The sequence below is a fragment of the Pseudomonas sp. BGI-2 genome (assembly GCF_004310295.1).
In the GTDB taxonomy this organism is placed as follows: Bacteria; Pseudomonadota; Gammaproteobacteria; order Pseudomonadales; family Pseudomonadaceae; genus Aquipseudomonas.
Genome location: NZ_SISB01000014.1, coordinates 22,673 through 48,910 on the forward strand (window position 1 = coordinate 22,673; position 26,238 = coordinate 48,910).

Consider the following 26,238-nt stretch of genomic DNA (forward strand, 5'->3'; position numbering starts at 1 on the left):
CTGCCTTTTCTGTTCATAACCAATTTGGCCTAGGCACCGAACCGGTCAGCATCGGGGGTTAAAAAATAATGTCTGAAGTGAAGAAAAATCCATCAGCGGTACTGAAATGTTCACCTGGCGAGCCTGTGACATTGGTTCCGGCCGATGTTTTCGAGTGCGCGATGGAACGCCTCGATGACCGTGAGTTGTTGGAAATTATTCGTTCACGCCGGCATGAAAAACCGATTTCAGTAAATCTGGATGATCTCTAAGATCGAACCATTTACGCGTGCCAAAAAACGCTGGCGGGGTGTAAAAATCTTAGCGAAACGACCGAAATGTGCAAAAAACTTACAGGCGTTGCAGAAATCTGGGCTTTAATCGCGTTTGTGAACTTTTTCTGTGGACACGCACAATGCCCCGGGTTGGATACGCACACCTCCATGATGCTTTAAAACTCAAAGTTATCGCGCCGACGCGTGTGGCTATGGTCAAACCTGTCACTCGCATCTCGATGATTGGGGATTGCCTGGCTGTTCCTCAATCGGTAGCACCGTCAACCGATTCAACTCTTGAACACATTTTTTTTGCGCTTAAACATGAAGGCATCAATCTCGGAATTCTGGCCGCCGCGCTTGAAGCTGTTGCTGCCGGGCAATTGCTTCAAGAACTGGCAAAAGCACCGAATGGCGTCTTTGTTCGAAAGGCCTGCTTTCTCTGGGAAGAGTTGACGAATCGGCGACTCGATTATGCAATCCCGATAAACAGCAGGTTTGCGCCGCTTTTCGACCCCGCACGTTATGTAACTGGCCCGATTGTTAGAAACACGCGTTGGCGTATTGAGTTCAATGGGCTTGGCTCTCTGCGTTACTGCGCCACCGTAGAACGAACGCCTGAACTCGAAGCCTTGCTCAGTCTCGACATTCTCGGCCGAGCTAAAGCCTTTATGGCGACATTACCGCCCGAAATGATGGACCGAGCCATCAACTGGGCTTACCTGCACGAAACCCGCGATTCCTTCGCCATCGAGAAAGAAGAACCCAGCGAAGAAAAATCACGCCGCTTTGTTCAACTACTGCGCCAGGCCCATGAAGGGCGTGAGCTGAGTGAAGACTATCTGGTCGAGTTGCAGAACAGCACCGTTTCCAATCCTTTCGACAAAGCTGTCCTGTTTCGTCATGAACAGAACCACTTGCATAACGGTTTGCGGGGCGCTGCTGGGGTCAGCTATGTCCCACCCGCACCGGATCTGTGCCGTGAACTGATGGAGGAGTTGATGACCTTCGCCAATCAGTCTTCAAGGCAAGTCGACCCGCTGGTAGCGGCTGCCGTAACCGCTTTCGGATTTGTCTTCCTTCATCCGTTCATGGACGGCAATGGTCGACTTTCGCGCTTCTTGATTCACCAGACCCTTTGCCATTCCGGCGCCTTGGAAAATGGTTTGCTGTTGCCCGTCTCCGTGGCGATGAAACACGAGGAGGCGAACTACCTGGAAACGCTGAAGGATTTCTCAAAACCTGCTCGCGACTTCTGGAACGTCACCTGGTTGGACGCCGATCAAATGGCCTTCGAATTCATTGGCCACCCCTCCATCTATCGTTTCTGGGACGCCACTCGCTGCGTCGAATTTACGTTGCAGATGGCACGCCGCGCGTTGGAAATTGAACTGCGAGAGGAGACTGAGTTTCTGGACCGTTACGACCGTGTGGTCAAAGCGGTTAATCAGCGTTTCGATGTACGGGGTAGCGATCTGTCGAAGCTGGTGATGATGTGCCTGGACAACGACGGCAAGGTTTCAAAACACCGACGCAAGCAATTTCAGTACAGCGTGTCGGAGGAGGTTTTGGATTTTATAGAGGGAGAAGCGGGAAGATTGTTGGGTGATGGCTAAGGAGAGGCATCCCTCCGGTCCCAGAATTGTTTCAAAACTTGACCAGCTTTCCCCTCCAATGCCATATTGATAGTTAGCAAACTAACAGTGTGTGTTTCCCCTCGTGCCGAAAAACCTCGACGCTCTCCAGATGAACATCAGCAGCTCCATGGTGGTGGCCGCCAGGCATTGGCGGAAGATCTGCCAGACCACGCTGGTCAACTATGGAATCTCTGAAGCCTGCGCCGTCCCGTTGTTGATGATCGGGCGTCTGGGCGAGGGTGTGCGGCAGGTGACGGTGGCGCAGGCGGCGGGGATGGAGAGTCCGTCGCTGGTGCGTCTGCTCGATCAGTTGTGTCATGCCGGCTACGTTCGTCGCACCGAAGACGCCCATGACCGGCGCGCCAAATGCCTGAGCCTGACGGAAACCGGTCGGGAGTTGGTGCAGGCTGTCGAGACCGAGCTGGTGCGGTTGCGCAATGAAGTGCTCGAAGGCATTGACCGCAGTGATCTGGAAGCGACGCTGCGGGTACTGAGAGCCTTTGAAGCGGCCACCCCGCCGTCGGTGGCGAACCCTTGAGCGGATTTTTTACCGGCGTTCCTCCGGCGCGGGACTGGTTCTATGGGGTGCGTACGTTCGCGGCGTCGATGATTGCGCTGTACATCGCCATGCTCATGCAAATGCCGCGTCCGTATTGGGCGATGGCCACCGTGTACATCGTTTCCAGCCCGTTTGTCGGCCCCACCAGTTCCAAGGCGTTGTACCGCGCGGTCGGCACTTTTCTCGGTGCGGCGGCAGCGGTTTTTTTCGTGCCGATGTTTGTCCAGAGCCCCTATGTGCTGGTGGTCGTAATCGCGCTGTGGACCGGGACGTTGCTATTCCTGTCCCTGCATCTGCGCACGGCCAACAGTTACGCGCTGATGCTCGCCGGTTACACGTTGCCGCTGATTGCCTTGCCGGTGGTCGATAACCCGCTGGCGGTGTGGGATGTCGCGGAAGCGCGAACCGAGGAAATCTTCCTCGGCATCGCCGTGGCGGCGGTGGTCGGTGCGATGTTCTGGCCACGGCGGCTGGCGCCGGTGTTCAACGATTCGGTGAATAAATGGTTCGCCGATGCCTCGACTTACAGCCTGCGTTTCCTCAGCCGCAACGTACAGCCGGAGGAAGTCAGTGCCTTGCGCTCGGCGATGGTGGCGACCTTCAACAGCCTGGAGCTGATGATCGGTCAGTTGCCCCACGAGGGCGCGCGGCCGCAGACGGTGCGCAACACCAAGGAACTGCGCGGGCGGATGATTCACCTGCTGCCGGTGATCGACGCCCTCGACGACGCGCTCTACGCCCTTGAACGAAGAACCCCCGAGCTTGTGGATAAGTTCGCGCCGCTGTTGACCGTGACCACCGAATGGCTGGATCACAAAGATGCCGACCTCGGCCGCTGGCAGGCGCTGAAAGATCAGCTTGAGGCCTTGCAACCGTCCGCCGAAGCGCTGGATGACCGCAAACAGCTGCTGTTCTCCAACGCGTTGTATCGCCTCGGCGAGTGGATTGATGTGTGGCAAGACTGCCGCAGCCTGCAATACGCCATTCAGTGCGAAAGCCAGGACAGCTGGCGCGCGGTGTATCGGCATTGGCGTCTGGGTCGCCTGTCGCCGTTTCTTGACCGTGGGCTGATGTTCTATTCGGCGGCGTCCACGGTGACCGCGATCATTGTCGCGTCGGTGCTGTGGATTCTGCTCGGCTGGACCGACGGCGGTGCCGCAGTGATTCTGGCAGCGGTGGCGTGCAGCTTCTTCGCCTCGATGGACGACCCGGCACCGCAGATATTCCGGTTCTTTTTCTGGACCGCGATGTCGGTGTTGTTTGCCAGTCTTTATCTGTTCCTTGTGCTGCCGAATCTGCATGACTTCCCGATGCTGGTGCTGGCGTTTGCCGTGCCGTTCATTTGCATCGGCACCCTGACGGTCAAGCCGCAGTTTTACCTGGGCATGCTGCTGACCCTGGTCAACACCTCGTCGTTCATCAGCATTCAGGGCGCTTACGACGCGGATTTCCTCAGCTTCGCCAACTCCAACCTGGCCGGCCCCGTTGGCTTGCTGTTTGCCTTTGTCTGGACGCTGATCGCCCGGCCGTTCGGTGCGGAACTGGCGGCCAAGCGCCTGACCCGATTCAGCTGGCGCGACATTGTCAGCCTGACTGAGCCGGCTACATTGGCCGAACACCGGCATTTGGGTGTGCAGATGCTCGACCGCTTGATGCAGCATCTGCCACGTCTGGCCATGACCGGGCAAGACACCGGCATTGCACTGCGGGAAGTGCGCGTGGCGCTGAACTTGCTCGACCTGCTTGCTTACACGCCGCGGGTGCTCGGCGCACCGCAAGTGCTGCTGCAGCAAGTGGTGGCCGAAGTTGGCGAGTATTTCAAAGCCTGCCTCAAGGCCGGCGAGCGATTGCCGGCACCGAGCCCGCTGCTGATGACCCTCGACCGCACCCGCCGCGCCCTCAACACCGAGTGCGATGAAGGCGCGCGTCTGCACCTGTTGCATGCCTTGAGCGGTCTGCGTCTGTCGCTGCTGCCCGGGGTGGAATTCGTCGCCTCGGGCGAACTTGAAGAACCGCTTCCCCATGGCATCGATGGAGCGCCTTTATGATCGGTGATCTGGATATCAGCGGGGTGTTCCTGCCCACGCTGCTGGTGCTGATGGGCATTACGTACGTGCTGTTCCTGTTGGTGCACGGGTTGCTGACGCGCCTGCACTTTTACCGTCTGGTCTGGCACCGGGCATTGTTCAACGTGGCTCTCTACGCCTTGCTGCTCGGCGCCGTGGACTCACTCAGTCGATACCTGATGACATGAAAAAGCCTTTTTTGACCCTCGGTCGCGTGGTCCTGACCCTGCTGATCGTGACCTTCGCCGTCGTCGTGGTCTGGCGCATGGTGATGTATTACATGTTCGCGCCCTGGACCCGGGATGGGCACATCCGTGCCGACATCGTGCAGATCGCCCCGGACGTGTCCGGGCTGATCCAGCAAGTGGAAGTGCGCGACAACCAGTTGGTGAAACGCGGCCAGGTGCTGTTCAGCATCGACCAGGACCGTTTCAAACTGGCCTTGCGTCAGGCCAAGGCAGCGGTCGCCGACCGTCAGGAAACCTTGGCCCAGGCGCAACGCGAAGCCAAGCGGAACCGTGGCCTCGGCAATCTGGTGCCGGGCGAGCAACTGGAAGAAAGCCAGTCGCGGGTGGCCCGTGCCGAAGTGGCCTTGATGGAAGCTCAGGTGGCGGTGGACAGCGCCCAGCTCAACCTCGACCGTTCGACCATCCGCAGCCCCGTGGACGGCTACGTCAACGACCGCGCGCCGCGTGCACAGGAATTCGTCACTGCCGGGCGGCCGGTGTTGTCGGTGGTGGACAGCAATTCGTTCCACATTGATGGCTATTTCGAAGAAACCAAGCTCGACGGCATTCATGTCGGCCAATCGGTCGACATTCGAGTGGTCGGCGACCGCGCGCGTTTGCGCGGCCATGTGGAAAGCATCGTCGCCGGCATCGAAGACCGCGACCGCAGCAGCGGCAGCAACCTGCTGCCCAACGTCAATCCGGCCTTCAGCTGGGTGCGACTGGCCCAGCGGATTCCGGTGCGGATTGCCTTCGATGACGTACCGGCGGACTTCCGCATGATCGCCGGGCGCACCGCGACAGTGTCGATCATGGATGACCAACCGCAGGAGCCCGCGAAATGAGCAGGGCCTCGGGTTTGGCCGTCGCCGGATTAGGCTTGTTGCTGTCGGCCTGTCAGGTGGTCGGACCGGATTATCACTTGCCGGACGAGGCCGCCATTCACCGTGAAGACTTGCAGGGCGACCTGGCGGTGAACGGTAAAAACGTCGTTTCGGCCCCAGTGCCCGCCGATTGGTGGCGCTTGTATCAGGACCCACGCCTCGATCAATTGGTGCAGCAAGCCATGGTCACCAATACCGATTTGCGCGTGGCGGCGGCGAGCCTGGCCCGTGCCCGCGCGCAGGTCGACGAAGCGCAGGCGGCGGGCGGCTGGAGCGCCGGTGTGAAGCTTGGCGCCCAGCGTTTGCAGGAGTCCGGCGAAGCCTTCTTGCTACCGGAGAAAGTGCCGGTGGCCAACGTCGGCGACATCGGCATTACCACTTCGTATCAGTTCGATTTGTTCGGCACCTTGCAGCGCGGTATCGAAGCGGCCAAGGCCAATGCGGATGCGACCCAGGCCGCTGCCGATACCGCACGCATCACTTTGGTGGCCGATGTGGTCCGGGCGTACACCCAGGTGTGCGCGGCCAACGAGGAGCGGGAAATTGCCCAGCATTCCCTCGACCTGCAAGCCCAGGGCACCACGCTGATCCAGCGTCTGCGCGACGCCGGGCGCGGCGACGAAACCCAGGTCACTCGCTCGCAAACCCAATTCAAATCCTTGCGCGCCGACATGCCGCGTTATGAAGCGGCGCGTCAGGCCGGGTTGTTCCGTTTGTCGATGCTGTTGGCCAAACCGGTCGAGCAGTTGCCTGCCGGAACCGCCACCTGCGCCGAACTGCCGAAAATCACCCAATTGTTGCCGGTCGGTGACGGCGCAACCTTGCTTAAACGCCGACCCGATGTGCGCCAAGCCGAGCGCCGACTGGCTGCCGCGACCGCCGGCATCGGCATCGCCACGGGTGAGTTGTACCCGGACATCAGCATCGGCGCGACCGTCGGTACTGTCGGTATCCTCGAAAATCTCGGCAAACCGGCGACCAATCGCTGGGGCTTCGGCCCTTTGCTGACCTGGACCGTGCCGTCCAACGGCTCCCGGGCGCGAATCCGCGAGGCTGAAGCGACGACCCAAGGCACGCTGGCGCACTTCGATGGCATGGTGCTCAACGCCATCCGTGAGACCCAGACCAGCCTGGCGCAGTACTCCGCACTGCTGCAACGCCGCGATGCGTTGGCCGACGCCGAACAATCGGCGCAACTGGCTGCAGACCAGACCCACCGCTTCTTCCAGGCCGGCCGCGCGTCGTTCCTGGCGGACCTGCAAGCCACCCGCACTTACACCGATGTGCGGGCCCAATTGGCTGCCGCCAACACCCAAGTTGCCATGAGCCAGATCGATTTGTTCCTCGCCTTGGGCGGTGGTTGGGAAAGCGGACGAACGCAAGCGTCACAGCCCGGCAAACCCTGAGTGCATTGCTATGCTTTGATTTGATGAGGTCACGCGTTGACCTCTTCGATCAAGGCTCGCGTTGGTCATGGGGATTCCAATAATGAAAAACCCTTATGCTCCCGGCTTCTGGTGCGCTATAGCGGCATTGGTGTTGCTGTCGGCCACCTATTTCTACGGCATCATGCTGGCCCACCAGATCGACAAGGCCTTGGTGTTCCTGGACAGCGCCGCGGCGCTGATTGCGGTGATGGCAATCGTCGTGGTGGCCTGGGCTTCAGTCCAGGGCCAGCGGATCAAAAAAAGACAACTTGAACAAGGCAAGACCCTGGTGCTGATCTGGGACACCAAGGTGGCGTTGCGTCGGGTCGAAACAGTGTTTGACCGGTATTTCTGGGGCAGCTATTGGCAACCGGGGCGCACGTTCCAGGAAGTCATGGGCGAACTCACCGGCACGCCGCTGGAAAAAAGCCTCGAGACCTTGAAAAAACAGTGCCTTGAACTGGACAAGCAAGTCTCTGAAGACGACAGGCACTGGCTCAACAATGCCCGTGAGCTCTCCGATGTTGCCACTGCCATGGCCCGCGAACGCTATCAGCTGGACTTCTGCGATCCGCGCTCGGAAGTGACGGGCGGGGCGGTGATCAATCGCGATTTTGAAGTGCTGGTGTATACGTGGACGGCGCGGCTGAAAAGCTTTGATCATCAGCTGGATGAGATGGAGGTCCAATACTCCTGAATTGATGTTGTCGGTACCGACGCCTTCGCGGGCAAGCCTCGCTCCTACAGGTATTGCATAATCCTTGTAGGAGCGAGGCTTGCCCGCGAAGGCGATTTCATGCCCGCCGAACTCTCAACCCTCATGCGCAGTCAATAGACACTCTTTAACCTTTAAACATTGGGCCGCCCGGTGCGCCTGATGCTAATCTGCATCGCACTTTCAGCGCAGTCGCGACCGCAACCCGTCATGGGTTCAGGGAAGACGACCACATTTTCAACAACGGACATTGATCGGGTAATTCATGAATAAATCAGCAGGCGTGCTTCTTGGAATCGTCGTTGCCATCGGTGCAATCAGCGCCGGTGGTGCCTGGTACACCGGCACCAAAATCGAAGGCGTGCTGAACACCTCGATCGCCGACGCCAACAAAGAGCTGAATGCCGCGCTGGTCGGTTCCAACGGCACGGCGTCGCTGGAACTGGTGTCGCTGGAGCGCCATGTGTTCAGCAGCACCGCGCACTACCGCCTCAAGGGCGAAGGTGAAATGTTTGGTGAAGCGCCGGTCGAGTTGTTGTTCGTCGACCACATCGAACACGGTCCGCTGCCGTTCTCGCGTCTGGTGTCGCTGAAATGGCTGCCGGTCATGGCCACCAGTCACTACGAACTGGAAAGAACCCCGGCCACCGAAAAATGGTTCGCCGCTGCCAAGGACCAGTCTCCACTCAAGGGCCTGGTCAATATCGGTTACGACGAATCCACCAACGGCACCCTTGAATTCCTGCCGCTGGACATCGCATTGGATGCCAAGTCCAACCTGAAATTTTCCGGCCTGAACCTCGACGTCGCCGCCAGCGCCCAGGCCCAAAAGGTCAAGGCCAACGGCTACATGGACAGCATGACGTTGACCACGGTGGCTGAAGACCAGACGCCGGTGAAGGTCGAGCTGAACGGCCTGACCGTGGCCAGCAACCTGACCAAAAGCAGCTACGGCTATTACATCGGCGACAACACCTTGGAGCTGACCAATAGCAAAACTACCTTCGGTGCCAAGCAGTCTGTGTTGGGTCTCAAGAAATTTGAAATGAAGAACCTGACCGAAGAATCGGGCACCAGTGGTTCGGGACGTGCCGATTACAAGGTTGGCGAAGTGTCGTTGAATGGCAAGACTGTCGGCTCTGCGCAGATGGCCATGAGCCTGAAGAACCTCGATATGCCGGCGACCATGGCGCTGATGCAGATCTACCAGACCAAGCTGCAGCCGTACGAAAAGGCTGCCGCTGAGGCTGCTGCCGCCGGTGAACCGGCTCCAGAACTGGTCTTGACCCCGGCCGAAGAGGCGCAGGTCAAAACCAATCTGGAAAAACTGCTCGCCGCTGGCCCGCAGGTGGCTTTGGAGAATCTGTCGTTCAAGTCCACCAATGGTGAAAGCCGCGCCAACCTGGTGCTCGACCTGACCAAGCCGCAGTCCATGGACCTGCCGCCAGACCAACTGACCCAACAGCTGATTGCGCTGCTGGATTTCAATCTGAAAGTGTCCAAGCCAATGCTCGTTGACCTTCTCACCGTGCAATCGGAAATCGACGGTCAGACCGACGTCAAGCTCGTTGCCGATCAGGCGACGGCGACCGCGGACATGTTCAGCAGCATGGCGGTCGGTACGCAATTGGCCAAACTGGAAGGCAACGACATCGTCACCCAATTGCACTACGCCAACAATCAGGTGGAGTTCAATGGCCAGAATATGACCGTTGAGCAATTTGTCGGCTTCGTGATGAGCAAGCTCGGCGGCGTTGCACCGATTCAGTAAAACCGCTCGCTTCAACGAAACGCCCGGCCTCTGCGACACGCAGACGCCGGGCGTTTTGCTGTGTGGTGTTTAACGCTAATCCACGTCCCGAATCAGCCGCCACGCTTCATCCACCGGCAACGGTTGTTTCATCCGTTCAGCGAGCATCGCCATCGCGCGCTCTTTGTCGCAGGCAACTGCTGCCGCGACCACGCCGTTTCTGCTGAACAAACCGATAAAAGGAGGATGGTCAGGGTTGCCCTTGAACTCGACTTCGTCCCAGGTTTCGGCATGGCCGAGGTAGTCGTAGTTTTTACCGAAGTGCCAGGTCCAGAAATACGGAACGTCGAGGTAGTGTTCGTCGCCGCCCAGCATGTTTGTCGCGGCGATGCGTGCCTGTTGCTGGGCCAGGCGCCAGTGCTCGATCCGTTGCGGCTGGCCGTTGAGCGGGAAGGTCGCGATATCACCCGCCGCCCAGAGCCCTTCGGCCACGCGCATGCCGTCGTCGGCCTGCAGTGAACGATCCTTTTCTTTGGGCAGATCGGCAAACGGTTCCGTTGCCGGGCTGACACCGATGCCGACCAGCACCAGGTCTGCTGGCAAACGTTGACCGTTTTCCAGTTTCACCGCTTCGACCTTGTCCGTGCCTTCGATCTGCGCGGCTTCGCTGTCGGTATGAAACACCACGCCGTTGGCCTCGTGCAGGGCACGAATCGCCTTGCCGACCGCTTCGCCGAACTGCTTGGCGAACGGCACCGTGTGGCGGGCCAGAACGGTGACTTGCAGACCGTATTCGCGCAGGGCTGACGCCGATTCCAAGGCAATGAAGCTGTCGCCGATGATCACCGCCCTTTGGCCTGGTTTCGCGGCGCTCAGAATCTGCGTCGCCTGATCCTTGGAGCGCAGCAGGAAAACTTGCGGCAAGTCGGCGCCGGGCAGCGCGAGGGGGTTGGGTGTGCCGCCGGTAGCGAGCAACGCAGCGTCATAGGTCAGCGACTGACCGTCAGCGAGTCGCAGTGTTTTGTTTACTGCATCCAGACTCGCCACTTCACCGTTGATTCGCTCGATCCGCTTCTCGCGGTAAAAGCTTTCGTCTCGTAGCGGCGGGACTTCTTCTGGCGGCATCTCCCCGGCAATCACGAATTTGCTCAGTACCGTCCGGTCGTAACCGGCCTCGGCTTCACGGTCGATCAACACGACGCGGCCGCCGAAGCCTTTCTCGCGCAATGCCGCCGCACCGGCCGTACCGGCGGCCCCGGCACCGACGATCACAAACGTGCGCTCATCATCGGCCGGCGGTGTGTGGGGATCCGATAGCGGCTGATCGTCGACCCAGACCTCGTCATCGCGCATTTCCAGGGGATAGCGCTTGAGACTGTCCAGGGCCGGCGGTTCGCACAACCCGCCGTCCTCGATCCGATACGCGGCCTTGTGCCACGGGCAGATCAGGCGCCCATGACACAGCGCACCCTCGGCCAACGGCGCCCCAGCGTGGGGGCATTCGCCTTGATAGGCGCGCAATTGATCGCCGACCCGCAGCAAAACGATTTTGGTGTCCGCGATCCGTACTTCCAGGCCTCGGTTTTCGGGCACATCGGCGAAACGGGCGACGCGGTGCAGGGCCATGATCACTCTCCAGGCAGGCGATTCACTTAAGAGTTTGGCGCTTAACCCGAGGTTCAGCCAATTCCCACTGCCACCGCATGAACGGTACCGCTATAGTTCGCAAGCCGAAGAAGGCCCCATCCGCACAAGGTGCTCCGGAATGACCCGATTGACCTCTCTGAACCCTTGGCTGGCGGCCGTTGCAGTCGCCCTGTGTGTGCAATTTCCGGCGCAGGCCCAGGAGCGTTTCACCCTGAATATCCCGGGTGTCACGGATGACCGGCTGTTCACCTCGGCCGCCGCCAGCGATGCCCCGGGTTGCGGCGGGCACAACGCGTCACCGGCGCTGAACTGGAACACTGGCCCGGCGGGCACCTTGAGCTATGCCATCGTCATGCACGATCCCGACGGCCAGAAAGGTCAGGGTGTCGATCACTGGGTGCATTACGGCATCAAAGCCACAACGCACCAGATTGCGGCCGGTGTTGGCGCAAAATCCGCCCTTGAAGGCGTCGGCGGCACCAACAGCAAAGGCACCACCGGTTATGTCGGTCCTTGCCCGCCGGTTGGCGACAGTGCGCATCACTACATTATTCAGCTCTACGCCCTGGACCTCGCTCCGGACGCCTTGCCCTCCGGCCTGACGCGGGCGCAGTTGCTGGAGAAAATCAAAGGCCATGTGCTGAAAAACAGCAGCGTGGTGCGGCGTTATCACCGCTGAAGATAATTTTTCTGCCGGTTTAACCCGAACCTGAACGGGGGCTCGTCTCAGAGGATGAATGGATCAATTTCCTCCTGAGGTCAGCCCCCATGTCCCTCCCTCTGCATTTCCTCCGCCCGGCCGCCCAGGGTTTCGCCGTCGGGTTGCTGCTGGCCGTTGCCGGTTGCGGCGTTTCCTCTGAACCTGACTCCGCTGTGGTGTCGCCACCGGCTCAAGGTGCAATGACGACTGAGGCGCTGGTGCGCAACGAGTCCGTTGCGGCAGATGCCTCGATGGCCAAACGCAGCATTCGTCCGGCCCCCATGGCGGGCTTTGCGCCAGAGATGGCTGCGCCGGGTTATCGGGATGAGCAGCGCGAGCAATATCAAGCGCTGGCGGATAATCCGATTCACAGCGTGGCCGAGGCACCGGTCTCGACCTTCAGTGCTGACGTCGATACCGGCGCGTACGCCAATGTTCGCCGCTTGCTGAATCAGGGACGCCTGCCGCCCGAAGGCGCGGTGCGGCTGGAGGAAATGGTCAATTATTTTCCCTACGACTACGCGTTGCCCACCGATGGCTCGCCCTTCGGCGTGACCACCGAACTGGCACCGTCGCCGTGGAACTCGCATACCCGTTTGTTGCGCATCGGCATCAAGGCCTCGGACCGTGCGGTAGCGGAACTGGCCCCGGCTAACCTGGTGTTTCTGGTGGACGTGTCCGGCTCGATGGACCGGCGCGAAGGTCTGCCACTGGTCAAAAGCACGGTGAAGCTGCTGGTCGATCAACTGCGCGAGCAGGACCGGGTGTCGCTGGTGGTCTATGCCGGCGATTCGCGTGTGGTACTGGAGCCAACTTCCGGACGGGAAAAAGCGAAAATTCGTACAGCGATCGATCAATTGACCGCCGGTGGCTCGACGGCGGGAGCCTCGGGCATCGAACTGGCTTATCAGATGGCGCAGCAGGCTTTCATTGCCAAAGGCATCAACCGCATCCTGTTGGCCACAGACGGTGACTTCAACGTCGGCATCAGTGATTTCGACAGCCTCAAGCAAATGGCTGTGGATAAACGCAAGACCGGTGTTTCCCTGACCACACTGGGCTTTGGTGTGGATAACTACAATGAACACCTGATGGAGCAACTGGCCGACGCCGGCGATGGCAACTACGCCTACATCGACAACCTGCGCGAGGCGCGCAAGGTGCTGGTGGATCAACTCGGTTCTACCCTCGCGGTGGTGGCGAAGAACGTGAAGCTGCAAGTGGAGTTCAACCCGGCGCAGGTCAGCGAATATCGGCTGCTGGGTTATGAGAATCGGGCGTTGAAGCGTGAGGATTTCAGCAATGACAAAGTCGATGCCGGTGAAATCGGTGCAGGACACACGGTGACGGCGTTGTATGAAATTGTGCCCAAGGGTGAGAAGGGCTGGTTGGAGCAGCTGCGGTATGGCAAGTCTGAGTCGGCTGCTTCTGTTGCAACCGGGGAATTGGCGATGCTGCGTGTGCGTTATCAGCTGCCTGAAGGTGGGAACAGTCGCTTGATCGAGCGGCCGATTGCGGGTGCTTCGATCGGCAAAGCCAGTGATGACCTGCGATTTGCGGCGGCCGTGGCAGCGTTTTCCCAGCAGCTCAAGGACGGGCGCTATACCGGTGATTTCAACATGAAGGACACCGAGGCTTTGGCTCGCGGTGCACGGGGTGACGACCGATTCGGTCTGCGGGCAGAATTCGTGCAATTGGTGGAGTTGGCGCAGAGCCTGCGGACCACCTCCGCCTCCAACAGTGAGTCGCATAAAGGAGAGTACAACTGACATGTCTGCGCCTGAACCGAGCGACGAATCGCTGCTGGTCCGGTATCGCGCAGGCGACGGGCCAGCGTTCGAGATTCTCTACGCCCGTCATCGCCAGGGCCTCTACCGATTCCTCTTCGGCTTGAGCGGCAAGCCCGAACTCGCCGAAGAGGTTTACCAGGAAACCTGGCTGAGCCTGATCCGCAGCACCAGTCAACCACAAGGCCGGGCGAATTTTCGTACGTGGCTGTTTCAGATTGCCCGCAACCGATTGATCGATCACTGGCGCAAACATGGAATCCACAACCCTTTGCACGACACCTATGACGAACAAACCCACGCCGTGATTGATGAGTCGACCGACTCGGAGCAACTGCTGAGCCTGAGCCGCGACAGCCAGCGCCTCGAAGCCGCCCTGCAAAACCTGCCCGCCGACCAGCGCGAAGTCTTCCTGCTGCGCGCCCACGGCGATCTCGACCTGCCGCAGATCGCCACCCTCACCGAAACACCCCTGGAAACCGTCAAGAGTCGCTTGCGCTACGCCCAGCAGAAACTGCGTCGGCTGCTGACCGAGGAGGTACTGACATGACTGACGCCCGCAAAACACCGGAAGACGATGTGGTGAAGCATTTTCGTGAACACGCGACCGATGAACCACCGGCCCATCTCGACGCGTTCATTCTGGCCGCCGCACACCGTGAAACGCCTGTGCCGAAACCGAACCTGTGGCAACGCTGGGTCGAGGCCTGCCAGAAACCCCGTTGGCAAGTCGCGTTCGCCAGCCTTGTTGGTGTCGCGCTGATGTTGGCGCTGGTGCAACGTACGCCCGAGCAAGTGCCGACCTACGATTCCACCCCGGCACCCAAAACCTCGTCTTTTGCGGCCAAGAAAGAAGCCGCTGAAGTGCCTGCATCGGTTGCCCGCTCAATGGCGGCCCCGGCTGGCGCGATGTCCGCGCCTGCGCCTGTGGCGCCAATGGCCGATATGGCTGCGCCCGCGCAGAGCGAATCGATCAGCGCTGACATGGCTGAAGAAGCGAAGGTCAGTAAACGCTTCGCGGCTCCACCGAAGTTCCTCGACGATCAATTGCGGGAAGTGATTCGCCTGCGAAGTGCCGGTCAAACCAAAGCGGCCGACGACCTGATGGCGACGTTGCACAAACGCTTTCCCAAGGAGAATCTCACCGTCCGACTCAAGAATCTGCAGAAAAACTGAGACGCAAAGCGCCCAGCGATTTGGCATCAACACCCGAAAGCGCGCACTATCGGGCCATAGCCGATGCGTTGGAGGAAGCCGTGGCGAAAAAAATCGATCGCATCGCCCAAATGCTCAACTGCCCTGTGAAGGGTGAGGAATTGCGGCGAGCAGTGACGAAGAGTCGTAAGGAGTTTCTTCTGGCGAAGCAGGCAGAGGAGGCGCTGGAGGAAGACGTTCTTGATGATGAAGAGGTTGAGGACGAAGAGGATGATGAGTACGACGAGTTTGATTGGACGACGGAATGAAAAGCCGCAATATGCACCTTCCCGATCATGGCGGCTTGGCGGCTAAGCGCGCGTCATACACGGACTCGCAGCAGGTGCTTGATCGGGTTCAAGCTGAGGCCATTGCAGCTTGCCGTAGTGATCCGCGCCCAGATTTTGCTGCCGAAATAGTGTTTGCAGAGCTTTATGCGCTCATTGATGGCATCGAAGCTAAGCAAAACGGCACGAGATAGCGCTCCTCTTTCAAATTGCAGACCCTAGCAATGTCAGGACCTGCAATTTGAATGGTGGGTTGCCGCTATTCTGCGGTTTTTTCCTTACGCGACGCGGGCCCTCGCGTCAGTACTTTCACCGCATCATCAACCAACGCTTTACTCAGCGCCGTCAAATAATGCGAAGCCCATGCATGACGATCACTTTCTCTGTCGTAGGCAGCATCTTTGGATAATGCTTTGGCGAGGAACAGAAAGTCGGAAGCCATGGCTAACGCATCACCGAGAGGCACACCGCGAGTGACGTGGAACACAGCCTGATCCGAGCAGTAGATGGCAGGCGTTAAGCCAATGGTTTTCAGCTCTGATTGCTCGGTCATTTGCCACCTCCATTGATGGAGGTGCGGTGGGATAGCGATTCGAAATCGCGTTGAGGGGTAAAACGAATTTTGTACGGATTTATATTGCGCATGGTCTAGCTCCTTGACGTGGAACTGCCACTTTTTCGTTACCAAGCGAATAGGTGACAGCTGTGCGCAGGTTGGTAAACCGGGAGTCAAGGAATCCGGCACGCCCGAAGACGTCCCACGCACAGCCGCCATAGCTCAAAACTGCGGGCATAAAAAAACGCCTGCAAATCTGATTGGGGCGCTGTTGCGCTTAACTCTCGGGTTACCAAGCCCGGTCGCTGAATTGGCAGCGACGGCGGAAGGGTATCGTGCAGGTGGATCTCCTGCAACCTCGGGTGTTGGGTGAATGGCAACGGCGTTTGTCAGAGCTCTGGTGGTTGCTGACTACCCAAGAAACTACCCAAGAACCGCCCAAGAAACTACCCAAGAAATTTAGGAAAGCCATCGGGCTCCTGAGTCTGATGCGCGCACTCAAATCGAACCGTCAAGTTTTCCTTGACGGTTGCATCGGACCAACCAGCAGTTGCCGAGATGCTCTCACCCCTTATAATCACCAACAACACGGCCCCTGTCGGTTGATGCACTCCGGTGCAGAGACTGCTCAGGGGTTTTATTGTCTGGATTTTTCTTTTTACCATTTGAGGTTCCGCCAGCCCTGGTCATGGCAGTAATCCCGCCTTCGACGGGAGCGTCCGCTCAACCCTAGGAGTGAGCCGCGAAGTATCCCTATCCGAAAGAGCCGGAACAAGGTGATCGACGGCTGCTCCATGGGCCAGATTTCAGCCCGGTTCCGGCCCCATTTGGTTAAGATGCTGCGTTTCGTCAACCCTTGGGCTGCCAAGTCGCCCGGTTGGCCAGCGTCTTCGATACGGAGTATCTGCAGTGAACCACGCGGTCCACAACAAACTGGTTTCTTTCATCTGGTCCATTGCCGACGATTGCCTGCGGGATATCTATGTGCGCGGCAAGTACCGCGACGTCATTCTTCCCATGGTGGTGTTGCGTCGCCTGGACGCTTTGCTGGAGCCGACCAAATCCAAAGTAATGGATGAGTTGGCACTTCAGCGTGAAATGGGATTGACCGAACTGGACGAAAGCGCTTTGCAAGCTGCTTCCGGCTATGTGTTCTACAACATCAGCAAATGGACGCTCAGTCAGCTACAGAAGACGGCCACCAACAATCAGCAGATCCTCCTGTCCAACTGCGAGGAGTATCTCGACGGCTTCAGCGGCAACGTAAAGGACATCATCCGGCGCTTCAATCTCAAGGCCCAGGTGCGCCATATGGCGGCCAAAGACGTACTGCTCGATGTGCTGGAAAAGTTTACCTCTCGTCATATCAACCTGACCCCGAACGATAACGAGGACCCGGAAGGCAATCGCTTGCCGGCCCTGAGCAACTTGGGCATGGGCTATGTGTTCGAGGAGCTGATTCGTAAATTTAACGAAGAGAACAACGAGGAAGCGGGAGAGCACTTCACCCCGCGCGAAGTGATCGAGCTGATGACCCACTTGGTGTTCGACCCGATCAAGGATCGCCTGCCTGCGGTTATGACCATCTATGACCCGGCCTGCGGCAGCGGCGGCATGCTCACCGAGTCGCAGAACTTCATCGAAGAGAAGTACCCGGACCCGAGTACACGGCGGGACGTCTACCTCTACGGTAAAGAAATCAACGACGAGACTTATGCCATCTGTAAGTCGGACATGATGATCAAGGGCAATAACCCCGCCTACATCCGACCTGGCTCCACCCTGTCCGTCGACGAATTTGCCGGTAGCCGCTTCGACTTCATGCTGTCCAATCCGCCCTACGGCAAGAGCTGGGCGAGTGAGCAGAAATTCATCAAGGAGGGCGGTGACGTCATCGACCCACGCTTCAAGGTAACGCTCAGGGACTATTGGGGCAACGAAGAAGTGCAGGACGCCACCCCGCGGTCCAGCGACGGACAGTTGCTATTTCTGATGGAGATGGTCGGCAAGATGAAAGCACCGGGCGAAGCTGGTCTGGGCTCACGCATCGCTTCGGTACATAACGGCTCCAGCCTGTTCACCGGCGACGCTGGTGGTGGCGAGAGCAATATCCGCCGTCACATCATCGAAAACGACCTATTGGACGCCATCATCCAGTTGCCTAACAACCTGTTCTACAACACTGGTATCACCACCTACATCTGGCTGCTATCGAGCAACAAACCGGCCCATCGACGGGGCAAGGTGCAGTTGATCGACGCCAGCCTGTTGTACCGCAAGATGCGCAAGAACCTGGGCAATAAGAACTGCGAGTTCGCTGCCGAGCATATCGAGTTGATTACTCAGGCTTACCTCAATCAGGACGGCATCGACCGTCAGGGCGGCAGCGACGGTATCGCTGCCCGAGTCTTCGACAACCGTGACTTCGGCTACCACAAAGTCAATATCGAGCGGCCTGATCGGCGAAAGGCTCAGTTCAGCGCCGAGCGCATCGAGATTTTGCGCTTCGATAAGTCACTGCGCGAGCCCATGGAATGGATCTACGGCCAGTGGGGCGAGGCGGTGTACCAGGATCAGACTCTGGCCAAGAACGAAATGGCTATTCTCTCGTGGTGCGAGGATCAGGGACTGGAATTCAACGCCAAACAACGCAAGAAGGTGCTGAGCCTCGAAGTTTGGATGAAGCAGTCCCTGCTTGTGACCGTGGCCAACTACTTGATGCAGGCAGTCGGCACCAACGAGTTCGACGACTTCAATGTGTTCGCCAAACAGGTAGACAAGGTGCTCAAACAGTTGCATCGCGACTCCGGTATTAAGCTCGGTGCCAGCGAGCGTAACCAGCTGCTGAATGCCGTTAGTTGGTACGACGAAAAAGCCGCTAAGGTGATTCGCAAAGTCGAGAGGTTTGACCGCACACATTTGGCGGTTCTGCAGCAGCGGCTGAACTGCAGCGAGCCCGAGCTTGTGGATTTTGGCTATTACCCTAATGGCAAGCCCGGTGAGTTCATCACTTATGAATCCAGCAGCGAGCTGCGCGACAGCGAAAGCATCCCACTGGCTGATTCCATCCACCGCTTCTTCAAGGTGGAAGTGCAGCCTCATGTCGAGGAAGCCTGGATCAACCTGGAGTCGGTGAAGATCGGCTACGAGATTAGTTTCAACAAACATTTCTACAAGCATCAGCCATTGCGCAGCATGGAAGAAGTTTCGCGGGAAATTGTGGCTCTGGAGCAGCAGGCGGAAGGGTTAATTGCGGAAATTTTGGGGTTGAGGGTTGAAGAACTCTCTGGGGTGTCGTCATGACCCAAATAGAGTTTCATTTGCCGCGATATTCACGCTATAAAAAAACCCAAATAGATTGGGCAAGTAAAGTCCCAGTACATTGGGAGATAAAGGCGCTGAAATACATCGCCAAACTTCAGAGCGGCGACACCATTCGGCCAGAGCAGTTTACGGAGGACGGATATCCTGTTTTTGGAGGGAACGGTTTTCGGGGATACACCAAATCATTCAATAATATCGGCAGGCTCCCGTTGATCGGAAGGCAGGGGGCTCTGTGTGGTAACGTCAACTACTCGTCAGGATATTTCTTTGCCTCCGAGCATGCCGTGGTTGTATATCCGAAGTCAGGGAGCAGCGTTACATGGATTGGCGAAGCGATTCGAACTGCTGATTTCAATAGACTCTCTCAGTCGACAGCACAGCCCGGCATATCAGTGGCGGTGGTGGAGAACCAACGATTTCCGCACCCGCCACTGGCAGAGCAAAAAGCAATTGCAGAATTTATAGATCACAAATCAGACCAAATAGATCAGACAATCCAGATCAAAGAGCGTCAGATTGAGCTGCTTAAAGAGCGTAAGCAGATACTGATTCAGCAGGCTGTAACACGTGGTATTTTCCCTGATGCGCCCATGCGGGATTCCGGCATCGAATGGATCGGCGAAATTCCGGCACATTGGGAAGTTATGGCCAACCGCGCCTTGTTCCATGAACGAGTCGAACCTGGAAAAGAAGAATTGCCTCTGCTATCGGTTTCCATCCATTCCGGCGTGTCTAAGGAAGAGATATCCGAGGATGACAACATCCGTGGCCGTGTAAAGATTGAAGATAAAACCAAGTACCAAATTGTACGACCAGGCGATATCGCCTTCAACATGATGCGGGCTTGGCAAGGGGCAATTGGTGCGGTGCGCGTGGAGGGAATGGTCAGCCCTGCCTATACCATTGCAATACCTTGTCCGCGCCTCAACGCCCAATACTTCGAATACCAATACCGCACACCCATCTTTATCCAGCAGATGGATCGTTACTCCAAGGGCATTACAGACTTCCGTAAGAGGCTCTACTGGGATGGCTTTAGGCAGTTGATAACCTTGGTTCCTCCTGTTGAAGAGCAGCAGACAATCGTGAAGTTTATCGAGCATGCAATGCAGAAGCAGGATGCTGCCGTTGCTTTGCTTGAACGACAAATTACCAAGATCAAGGAATACAAATCTACCCTGATCAGCTGCGCTGTAACCGGCAAGATCAAGGTACCTGGCGTAGTTGAGCCTGCAGATGTAAAGGAACGGGAGATCGCCTGATGACGGTGGAGCGCGACCTTGGCTATCTGCAATCCCTGCTCAGAGAACTTTGCGCGTTGCCGCATGAAACCGAGTGGGTAGAGTTCAAGCAAGACAACGACGATGCACCGATGATCGGCGAATACATCTCGGCGCTGGCCAATGCCGCCGCCCTACTCGGTAAGCAGTATGGCTACTTGCTCTGGGGCATTGACGATGCCAGGCACGCCGTGACTGGTACGGCTTTCAAACCCTCTGCATCCCGCTATAAGCAGCAGGAGCTGGAAAGCTGGCTGCTGCAAAAGACCTCGCCGAAAATCCACTTTCGCTTTTTCGAGTTTCCCGCCACCGATAGCCAGCCGGTAGTGATACTGGAAGTCCAAGCAGCCAGTCATACCCCGGTTCAGTTTGATGGCATCGAATACATCCGGATCGGCTCTTACAAGAAGAAACTGCGCGAGTTTCCTGAAAAGGAGCGGGCGCTCTGGCGCGTGTTCGACCGAGTGCCCTTTGAACAGCAATTGGCTGCGCAGAACCTAGGCGTTGATCAGGTGCTCAAACTGCTCAACTATTCGACTTACTTCGACTTGACCAACCAGCACTTGCCCGAGGGGCGCGACGCGATACTCGCGGCGCTGGCGGCCGACCGAATGATCCAGCGCAGCGACAGTGGGCAATGGCATATCACCAACCTGGGCGCCATACTTTTTGCCAAGCGCTTGCAAGATTTCCCTGCCTTAGGACGCAAAGCTGTACGTGTGATCCACTATAAGGGCAGCGGAAAACTGGAAACCATTCGTGAACTCACCGGAAACAAGGGCTACGCCTTGGGCTTCGAAGGAGTTATCGACACCTTGAAAACCCTTCTGCCGACCAACGAGGAAATCGGCAAGGCTTTCCGTCAGGAGGTTCCAATGTACCCGGAACTAGCCCTGCGGGAGTTGGTGGCCAATGCCATCATTCATCAGGATTTCAACCTCAGCGGTAGTGGGCCGATGATCGAGCTGTTCGAGCGGCGCATGGAAATTACCAATCCTGGAGTGCCTCTGGTGGACCCGCAGCGCTTTCTCGACAGCCCGCCGCGCAGTCGCAACGAGGCGCTGGCCTCGTTCATGCGCCGTATCGGCATCTGCGAGGAGCGCGGCAGCGGCATCGACAAGGTGATCGCCCAAATCGAGACTTACCAGCTCCCAGCGCCAATTTTTGAGCAAACCGACGAGCACACTCGCGTGGTGCTGTTTGCTCACAAGGATTACAAGGACATGGAGCCGGAGGACCGCATTCGCGCTTGTTACCAACACTGCTGCCTGAAGTATGTGAATCGCGAGCCAATGAATAACACCTCGTTGCGCAAACGATTTCAGATCGACGAGGGTAACAGCGCTATGGCCAGCCGGATCATCAAGCAGACCATCGAAGCAGGCCTGATCCGCTTGTATGATCCCAAGGCCAATCGCAAAGTCTATCGCTATGTCCCAGGCTGGGTATGACTTCATTTGACGCTCATTTGCCGGTCATTTGACTGAGATGCTCAAAACTGCCAAAGAAAGGCTTAAAACCCAATAGATTCAGGGCGGTTGGAAAAAGCGTTCATTTGACTGCGAGGGATATTTTTAGACGATCTAGCCAGTGGTTAAACCAGCAGCGGGTTACCAGTAAATCCAAGTTTTAGATTTAAGATTTTATAAATCAATGGGTTAGCTTGTGGCTGCGAATGTCTAAGCTCTCGCCATCTAGACATTTTCAGACATTCGTACACTGCGTCGGGGGTAGGTTGGCTTCGACGGGCAATTTAGGCACAAGGAAGCCAGCATGGTAAGCAAGACCAACGAACAGGCGCTGGAAGCGGGCATTGAGAAATATCTGACCGGAAGCTGCTTGGAAGAGCAGTTGATCGTAAGCGAAGGCGCGGCTGAGCGTCCCTTTGGTCCCAACCACGGATACCGGATGGGCCGCGCCCAGAATTTCAATGCCCGTTATGCGGTGGATACCTGCTGGTTATGGCAATTCCTGCATGACAGCCAGTTCGATGAACTGGAGCGTCTTAAGCAACGTTACGACGATTGGGATCTGCGCATCCTGGAGCGTTTCGACCGGCTGGCGAAGAAGTATGGCGTACTGCATCTCCTCAAGCGTGGCCTCGCTATAGACGACGTTCACTTTAACCTGATGTACCCCGCACCGCTGGCCAGCAGCTCAGAACGGGTCAAGCGCAACTTTGCGACGAACATCTTCAGCAGCAGCCGTCAGGTGCGTTACTCCCTGAGCAATACCCTGGAAGAGATCGACATGGTGCTCTTCATCAACGGGCTGCCCTTCGCCACCCTGGAGCTGAAGAACCCCTGGACCGGCCAGACCGCCCGTTATCACGGACAGAAGCAGTACAAGCAGGATCGCGACAGCAGTCAGCCCCTGCTGCAATTCGGTCGTTGCTTGGTGCATATGACGGTAGATACCGATGAGGTCTATATGACCACCAAGCTCGCCGGTGACGCTACCTTCTTCCTACCGTTCAACAAGGGTCACAATCATGGTGCCGGCAACCCGCCCAACCGCGATGGCCACAGGAGTGCTTACCTGTGGCGGGAAATCTTCAACCGACAGAGCGTGGCCAACATCATCCAGCACTTCGTTCGTCTGGACGGCAGCAGCAAAACACCGCTGACCAAGCGGACGCTTTTCTTCCCGCGCTACCACCAATTGGATGTAGTGCGGGAACTTGTGGCGCATGCCAGCTCGCATGGAGTGGGCCAGCGCTACTTGATCCAGCACTCGGCCGGCTCGGGCAAGTCGAACTCCATTACTTGGGCGGCCTATCAGTTGATCGAAACCTACCCGGCTTCGCTGGATGTGGCTGGGGCCAGGGGGCTGGATGTGCCGCTCTTCGATTCGGTCATTGTGGTGACAGACCGGCGCTTGCTGGACAAGCAGTTGCGCGAAAACATTCGGGATTTTTCGGAGGTTAAGAACATCATCGCTCCAGCGCTGAAATCTTCGGATTTAAAGCACGCGCTGGAACAGGGCAAAAAAATCATCATCACCACCATCCAGAAGTTCCCGGTGATCGTCGAAGGTATCGACGATATGAGTAGCAAGCGCTTTGCCGTGATCATTGACGAAGCCCACGGCTCGCAGGATGGCAGCTCCCACGGAAAAATGAACAGGGTGATGGGAGGGGATGAACTGGATGACGCACAAGAGAAAATCCTTGGTGCTATCAAGAAAAGCAAGATGCAGGGAAACGCCTCCTACTTCGCCTTCACCGCTACGCCGAAGAACAGCACTCTGGAGAAGTTCGGGCAACTCCAGGCTGATGGCCGCTTCGAGCCGTTCCACCTGTATTCAATGAAGCAAGCCATCGAGGAAGGTTTCATCCTTGATGTGCTGGCGAACTACACCACCTACAAAAGCTATTACGAAATCCGCAAGTCCATCGAAGATAACCCGCTGTTCGACAAGTTAAAGGCGCAGAAGAAGTTACGTACCTATGTTGAGCGCGACCAGCAGACCATCAACGCCAAAGCCGAGATCATGCTGGATCACTTTATCGAGCAGGTGGTCATCCCGAAAAAACTCAAGAGTCTGGCCAAGGGCATGGTCATCACCCAGAACATTGAGGCGGCCATCCGTTATCACAAGGCCATCTGCCGATTGCTGGAGACTCGGGGCAACCCGTTCAAGGTGTTGATCGCCTTCTCCGGCGACAAGCTGGTGGACGGCATCGAATATAGTGAGGCTCAGATTAACGGCTTCGCCGAAGGAGACACTCGGGACAAGTTCGATACCGAGGAGTACCGCTTACTTGTTGTAGCTAACAAGTATTTGACCGGTTTTGATCAGCCCAAGCTATGCGCCATGTATGTCGACAAGAAGTTGCAGGACGTGCTCGCCGTGCAAGCGCTGTCACGCCTCAATCGCGCTGCGCCGAAATGGGGCAAGAAGACCGAAGACTTGTTCGTTCTCGACTTTTTCAACCTAGTAGAGGAAATCAAGACGTCCTTCGATCCTTTCTACACAGCCACCAGTCTATCCGGCGCCACGGATATCAATGTGCTTCATGAGCTCAAGGATCAACTGGACGAGGTGGGAGTTTACGAGTGGCCGGAGGTGGAGTCTTTTGCTGCGCAGTACTTCGACAATGTCGACGCTGAGCGGTTGGCTGTGCTGATTGATATTGCCGTCGAGCGTTACGACGTTGAACTGGAGCTGGAGGATGAGGAGAAAATTGATTTCAAAATTAAGGCAAAGCAGTTCGTAAAGATCTACGGGCAGATGGCTTCGATCATGCCTTTTGAGATCGTTGCCTGGGAAAAGCTCTTCTGGTTCCTCAAGTTCCTGATACCGAAGCTAAAGGTCGAGGACAAGCACGCCGACGAGATCGACGCCCTACTGAACTCAGTGGACCTTTCTTCGTATGGGCTGGAGCGCGTAAAGCTCAATCACTCAATTGTATTGGACGACTCCGAAACCACGCAGGATCCGGCAAACCCCAATCCGCGGGGGGTGCACGGTGGCGATCAGGAAACTGACCCGTTGGATCAGATCATCCAATCCTTTAACGACCGCTGGTTCCAGGCCTGGGGAGTAACGAATGAAGAAAAGCGTGTGAAATTCCTGAGTATCGTTAAGGGCATTCAAGAGCATCCTGATTTCGATGCCAAATACCAGAAGAGCCAGGACGAAGACCACCGCAAACTGGCCTTCGACAAAATCTTTGATGAAGTCATGCTGCGGCGTCGGCGCGAGGATCTAGAGCTGTACCGATTGGTGGCTAGCGATGCTGCACTCAAGTCAACCTTGCAGGGAAATATACGAGGGATGTTAGGGTGAGCGATATCCAACTCTTTCGATTAAACACCATTAACGGTGCCTGTGAATTACCCGGCCGTGCAGTGGCCGTAGAAAAACAGCTACAGAGTTTAATCGAAGCGCAGATGGAAACCTTCCTCGGGGTGCGCTTTCTCGCGACCGAATACGCCACCGGTAAAACCCACAAGGGTCGTATTGACTCGCTGGGTCTCGACGAGAATGGCTGTCCGGTAATCATCGAATACAAGCGTCACAGCAACGAGAATGTAATTAATCAGGGGCTGTTCTATCTCGATTGGTTGCTGGATCATCAGGCCGAGTTTCGCTGGTTGGTGATGGAAAAATTGGGGAAAGAGGCCGCCGAACAGATTGAGTGGAGCGGCACGCGACTGCTATGTATAGCCGCCGATTTCACCCGTTACGATCAGCATGCGGTACAACTGATCCAGCGCAATATTGAGCTGATCCGCTACAAATTGTTCGCAGATGACCTGCTGCTGTTTGAGCTGGTCAATGTGGTGAGCGTGGCTGATGCATCGGCATCAGCAAAGTCTGTAGAAAGCGGAGCGGGCAAACCTACCCTCACCGCTAAGGATAAGACTTGGCAGGAACAACTGGCCCAGGCGCCGTCGGACATCTCTTCGCTTTTTGAGCAGACCACCAGCTACCTGCAGTCTCTCGGCGATGATGTACAAGAGAAGCCCTTGAAGCTCTACCTCGCATTTCGTCGTTTGAAAAACTTCGCCAGCTTAGTGGTGCAGTCCAAGCGGCTACAGCTTTACCTCAAGCTCAATCCTGATTCTGTCGAACTTATTGAGGACTTCAGCCGTGATGTGCGCGCCATCGGTCACTGGGGGACCGGCGATTTGGAGTTGAGCCTGCGCACTCTGGCTGATCTGGAAAGAGCCAAAGTACTGATTGAACGCAGCTACCAAGAGAACTAGAGCTGAGGTCTCGCCGAAATATCGACCACAAAAAAGCCCCAGACCCTAAGATCTGAGGCTTTCTCGTTTCTACTATATGGTGCACCAGGCGGGATTCGAACCCACGACCACTGCCTTCGGAGGGCATAATTAATCCCTGTGAAACCACGCTTGCGCCAGTAAAATCAAATGGTTACTGTCCGCTTGAGTCCGTCAAATCAGACTGGTATTGTTAATTCTTCTGTCACGCT

General features: G+C 57.1%; 22 protein-coding genes. 20 read left to right on the forward strand and 2 right to left on the reverse strand.

Features of this window, described 5'->3' with window-relative positions; translation table 11 throughout:
* Nucleotides 1–68: 68 nt before the first annotated feature.
* From EYC95_RS11670 to EYC95_RS11710, 9 genes are all read left to right on the forward strand, one after another.
* The gene (locus tag EYC95_RS11670; RefSeq protein WP_131060486.1) at nucleotides 69–251 is read left to right on the forward strand and encodes an antitoxin; all 183 of its coding nucleotides are present in this window, start codon (nucleotides 69–71) and stop codon (nucleotides 249–251) included.
* Between the two features lie 143 nt (nucleotides 252–394).
* A complete protein-coding gene (locus tag EYC95_RS11675) occupies nucleotides 395–1,870 on the forward strand; it encodes a Fic family protein (RefSeq protein WP_131060487.1) in 1,476 nt (491 codons plus the stop codon).
* Between the two features lie 130 nt (nucleotides 1,871–2,000).
* Nucleotides 2,001–2,429 carry a MarR family winged helix-turn-helix transcriptional regulator gene (locus EYC95_RS11680; protein WP_131060488.1) on the forward strand — a complete coding sequence of 143 codons (429 nt, stop codon included), beginning with the start codon at nucleotides 2,001–2,003 and terminating at the stop codon, nucleotides 2,427–2,429.
* Nucleotides 2,426–4,498, forward strand: a complete 2,073-nt coding sequence (locus EYC95_RS11685) for an FUSC family protein (RefSeq protein ID WP_131060489.1) — start codon at nucleotides 2,426–2,428, stop codon at nucleotides 4,496–4,498. Before EYC95_RS11680 ends, EYC95_RS11685 begins: the two co-directional genes overlap by 4 nt.
* Nucleotides 4,495–4,704 carry a DUF1656 domain-containing protein gene (locus EYC95_RS11690; protein WP_008148151.1) on the forward strand — a complete coding sequence of 70 codons (210 nt, stop codon included), beginning with the start codon at nucleotides 4,495–4,497 and terminating at the stop codon, nucleotides 4,702–4,704. Before EYC95_RS11685 ends, EYC95_RS11690 begins: the two co-directional genes overlap by 4 nt.
* Nucleotides 4,701–5,588, forward strand: a complete 888-nt coding sequence (locus EYC95_RS11695; protein ID WP_131060490.1) for an HlyD family secretion protein — start codon at nucleotides 4,701–4,703, stop codon at nucleotides 5,586–5,588. The genes EYC95_RS11690 and EYC95_RS11695 overlap by 4 nt, the downstream gene beginning before the upstream one ends.
* On the forward strand, nucleotides 5,585–7,033 hold the full coding sequence (locus tag EYC95_RS11700) for an efflux transporter outer membrane subunit (RefSeq protein WP_131060491.1): 1,449 nt from the start codon (nucleotides 5,585–5,587) through the stop codon (nucleotides 7,031–7,033). Before EYC95_RS11695 ends, EYC95_RS11700 begins: the two co-directional genes overlap by 4 nt.
* An 82-nt stretch (nucleotides 7,034–7,115) precedes the next feature.
* Nucleotides 7,116–7,751 (forward strand): NADH:ubiquinone oxidoreductase subunit N, encoded by a 636-nt coding sequence (locus EYC95_RS11705; RefSeq protein ID WP_131060492.1) that lies wholly within the window; start codon nucleotides 7,116–7,118, stop codon nucleotides 7,749–7,751.
* 283 nt (nucleotides 7,752–8,034) lie between these two features.
* Nucleotides 8,035–9,540 carry a YdgA family protein gene (locus EYC95_RS11710; RefSeq protein ID WP_131060493.1) on the forward strand — a complete coding sequence of 502 codons (1,506 nt, stop codon included), beginning with the start codon at nucleotides 8,035–8,037 and terminating at the stop codon, nucleotides 9,538–9,540.
* A 75-nt stretch (nucleotides 9,541–9,615) separates the two neighbouring features.
* Here the strand turns inward: EYC95_RS11710 and EYC95_RS11715 are convergent, their stop codons facing one another.
* Nucleotides 9,616–11,145, reverse strand: a complete 1,530-nt coding sequence (locus tag EYC95_RS11715; RefSeq protein ID WP_131060494.1) for an apoptosis inducing factor family protein — start codon at nucleotides 11,143–11,145, stop codon at nucleotides 9,616–9,618.
* 139 nt (nucleotides 11,146–11,284) lie between these two features.
* Here EYC95_RS11715 and EYC95_RS11720 point away from each other — a divergent pair, with 139 nt between their 5' ends.
* From EYC95_RS11720 to EYC95_RS11745, 6 genes are all read left to right on the forward strand, one after another.
* Nucleotides 11,285–11,845 carry a YbhB/YbcL family Raf kinase inhibitor-like protein gene (locus tag EYC95_RS11720; RefSeq protein ID WP_131060495.1) on the forward strand — a complete coding sequence of 187 codons (561 nt, stop codon included), beginning with the start codon at nucleotides 11,285–11,287 and terminating at the stop codon, nucleotides 11,843–11,845.
* 89 nt (nucleotides 11,846–11,934) lie between these two features.
* Entirely contained in the window at nucleotides 11,935–13,635 is a 1,701-nt protein-coding gene (locus EYC95_RS11725; protein ID WP_131060496.1) for a VWA domain-containing protein, read from the forward strand.
* 1 nt (nucleotide 13,636) lies between these two features.
* A complete protein-coding gene (locus EYC95_RS11730) occupies nucleotides 13,637–14,203 on the forward strand; it encodes an RNA polymerase sigma factor (RefSeq protein ID WP_131060497.1) in 567 nt (188 codons plus the stop codon).
* A complete protein-coding gene (locus tag EYC95_RS11735) occupies nucleotides 14,200–14,829 on the forward strand; it encodes a hypothetical protein (RefSeq protein ID WP_131060498.1) in 630 nt (209 codons plus the stop codon). Before EYC95_RS11730 ends, EYC95_RS11735 begins: the two co-directional genes overlap by 4 nt.
* A 20-nt stretch (nucleotides 14,830–14,849) precedes the next feature.
* Entirely contained in the window at nucleotides 14,850–15,116 is a 267-nt protein-coding gene (locus tag EYC95_RS11740; protein ID WP_256656950.1) for a hypothetical protein, read from the forward strand.
* Nucleotides 15,113–15,328 (forward strand): hypothetical protein, encoded by a 216-nt coding sequence (locus tag EYC95_RS11745; protein WP_131060500.1) that lies wholly within the window; start codon nucleotides 15,113–15,115, stop codon nucleotides 15,326–15,328. The genes EYC95_RS11740 and EYC95_RS11745 overlap by 4 nt, the downstream gene beginning before the upstream one ends.
* Before the next feature lie 65 nt (nucleotides 15,329–15,393).
* Here the strand turns inward: EYC95_RS11745 and EYC95_RS11750 are convergent, their stop codons facing one another.
* Entirely contained in the window at nucleotides 15,394–15,687 is a 294-nt protein-coding gene (locus EYC95_RS11750) for a DUF3077 domain-containing protein (RefSeq protein WP_131060501.1), read from the reverse strand.
* 912 nt (nucleotides 15,688–16,599) lie between these two features.
* On the opposite strand from EYC95_RS11750, the gene EYC95_RS11760 reads away from it, so the two are divergent.
* From EYC95_RS11760 to EYC95_RS11780, 5 genes are all read left to right on the forward strand, one after another.
* Nucleotides 16,600–18,993 carry a class I SAM-dependent DNA methyltransferase gene (locus EYC95_RS11760; RefSeq protein WP_131060502.1) on the forward strand — a complete coding sequence of 798 codons (2,394 nt, stop codon included), beginning with the start codon at nucleotides 16,600–16,602 and terminating at the stop codon, nucleotides 18,991–18,993.
* A complete protein-coding gene (locus EYC95_RS11765) occupies nucleotides 18,990–20,276 on the forward strand; it encodes a restriction endonuclease subunit S (RefSeq protein ID WP_131060503.1) in 1,287 nt (428 codons plus the stop codon). Before EYC95_RS11760 ends, EYC95_RS11765 begins: the two co-directional genes overlap by 4 nt.
* Entirely contained in the window at nucleotides 20,276–21,745 is a 1,470-nt protein-coding gene (locus EYC95_RS11770) for an ATP-binding protein (protein WP_131060504.1), read from the forward strand. The genes EYC95_RS11765 and EYC95_RS11770 overlap by 1 nt, the downstream gene beginning before the upstream one ends.
* A 322-nt stretch (nucleotides 21,746–22,067) precedes the next feature.
* Nucleotides 22,068–25,085 (forward strand): type I restriction endonuclease subunit R, encoded by a 3,018-nt coding sequence (locus EYC95_RS11775; protein ID WP_131060505.1) that lies wholly within the window; start codon nucleotides 22,068–22,070, stop codon nucleotides 25,083–25,085.
* Nucleotides 25,082–26,008, forward strand: a complete 927-nt coding sequence (locus EYC95_RS11780) for a DUF5655 domain-containing protein (RefSeq protein WP_131060506.1) — start codon at nucleotides 25,082–25,084, stop codon at nucleotides 26,006–26,008. The genes EYC95_RS11775 and EYC95_RS11780 overlap by 4 nt, the downstream gene beginning before the upstream one ends.
* Nucleotides 26,009–26,238: the final 230 nt, after the last annotated feature.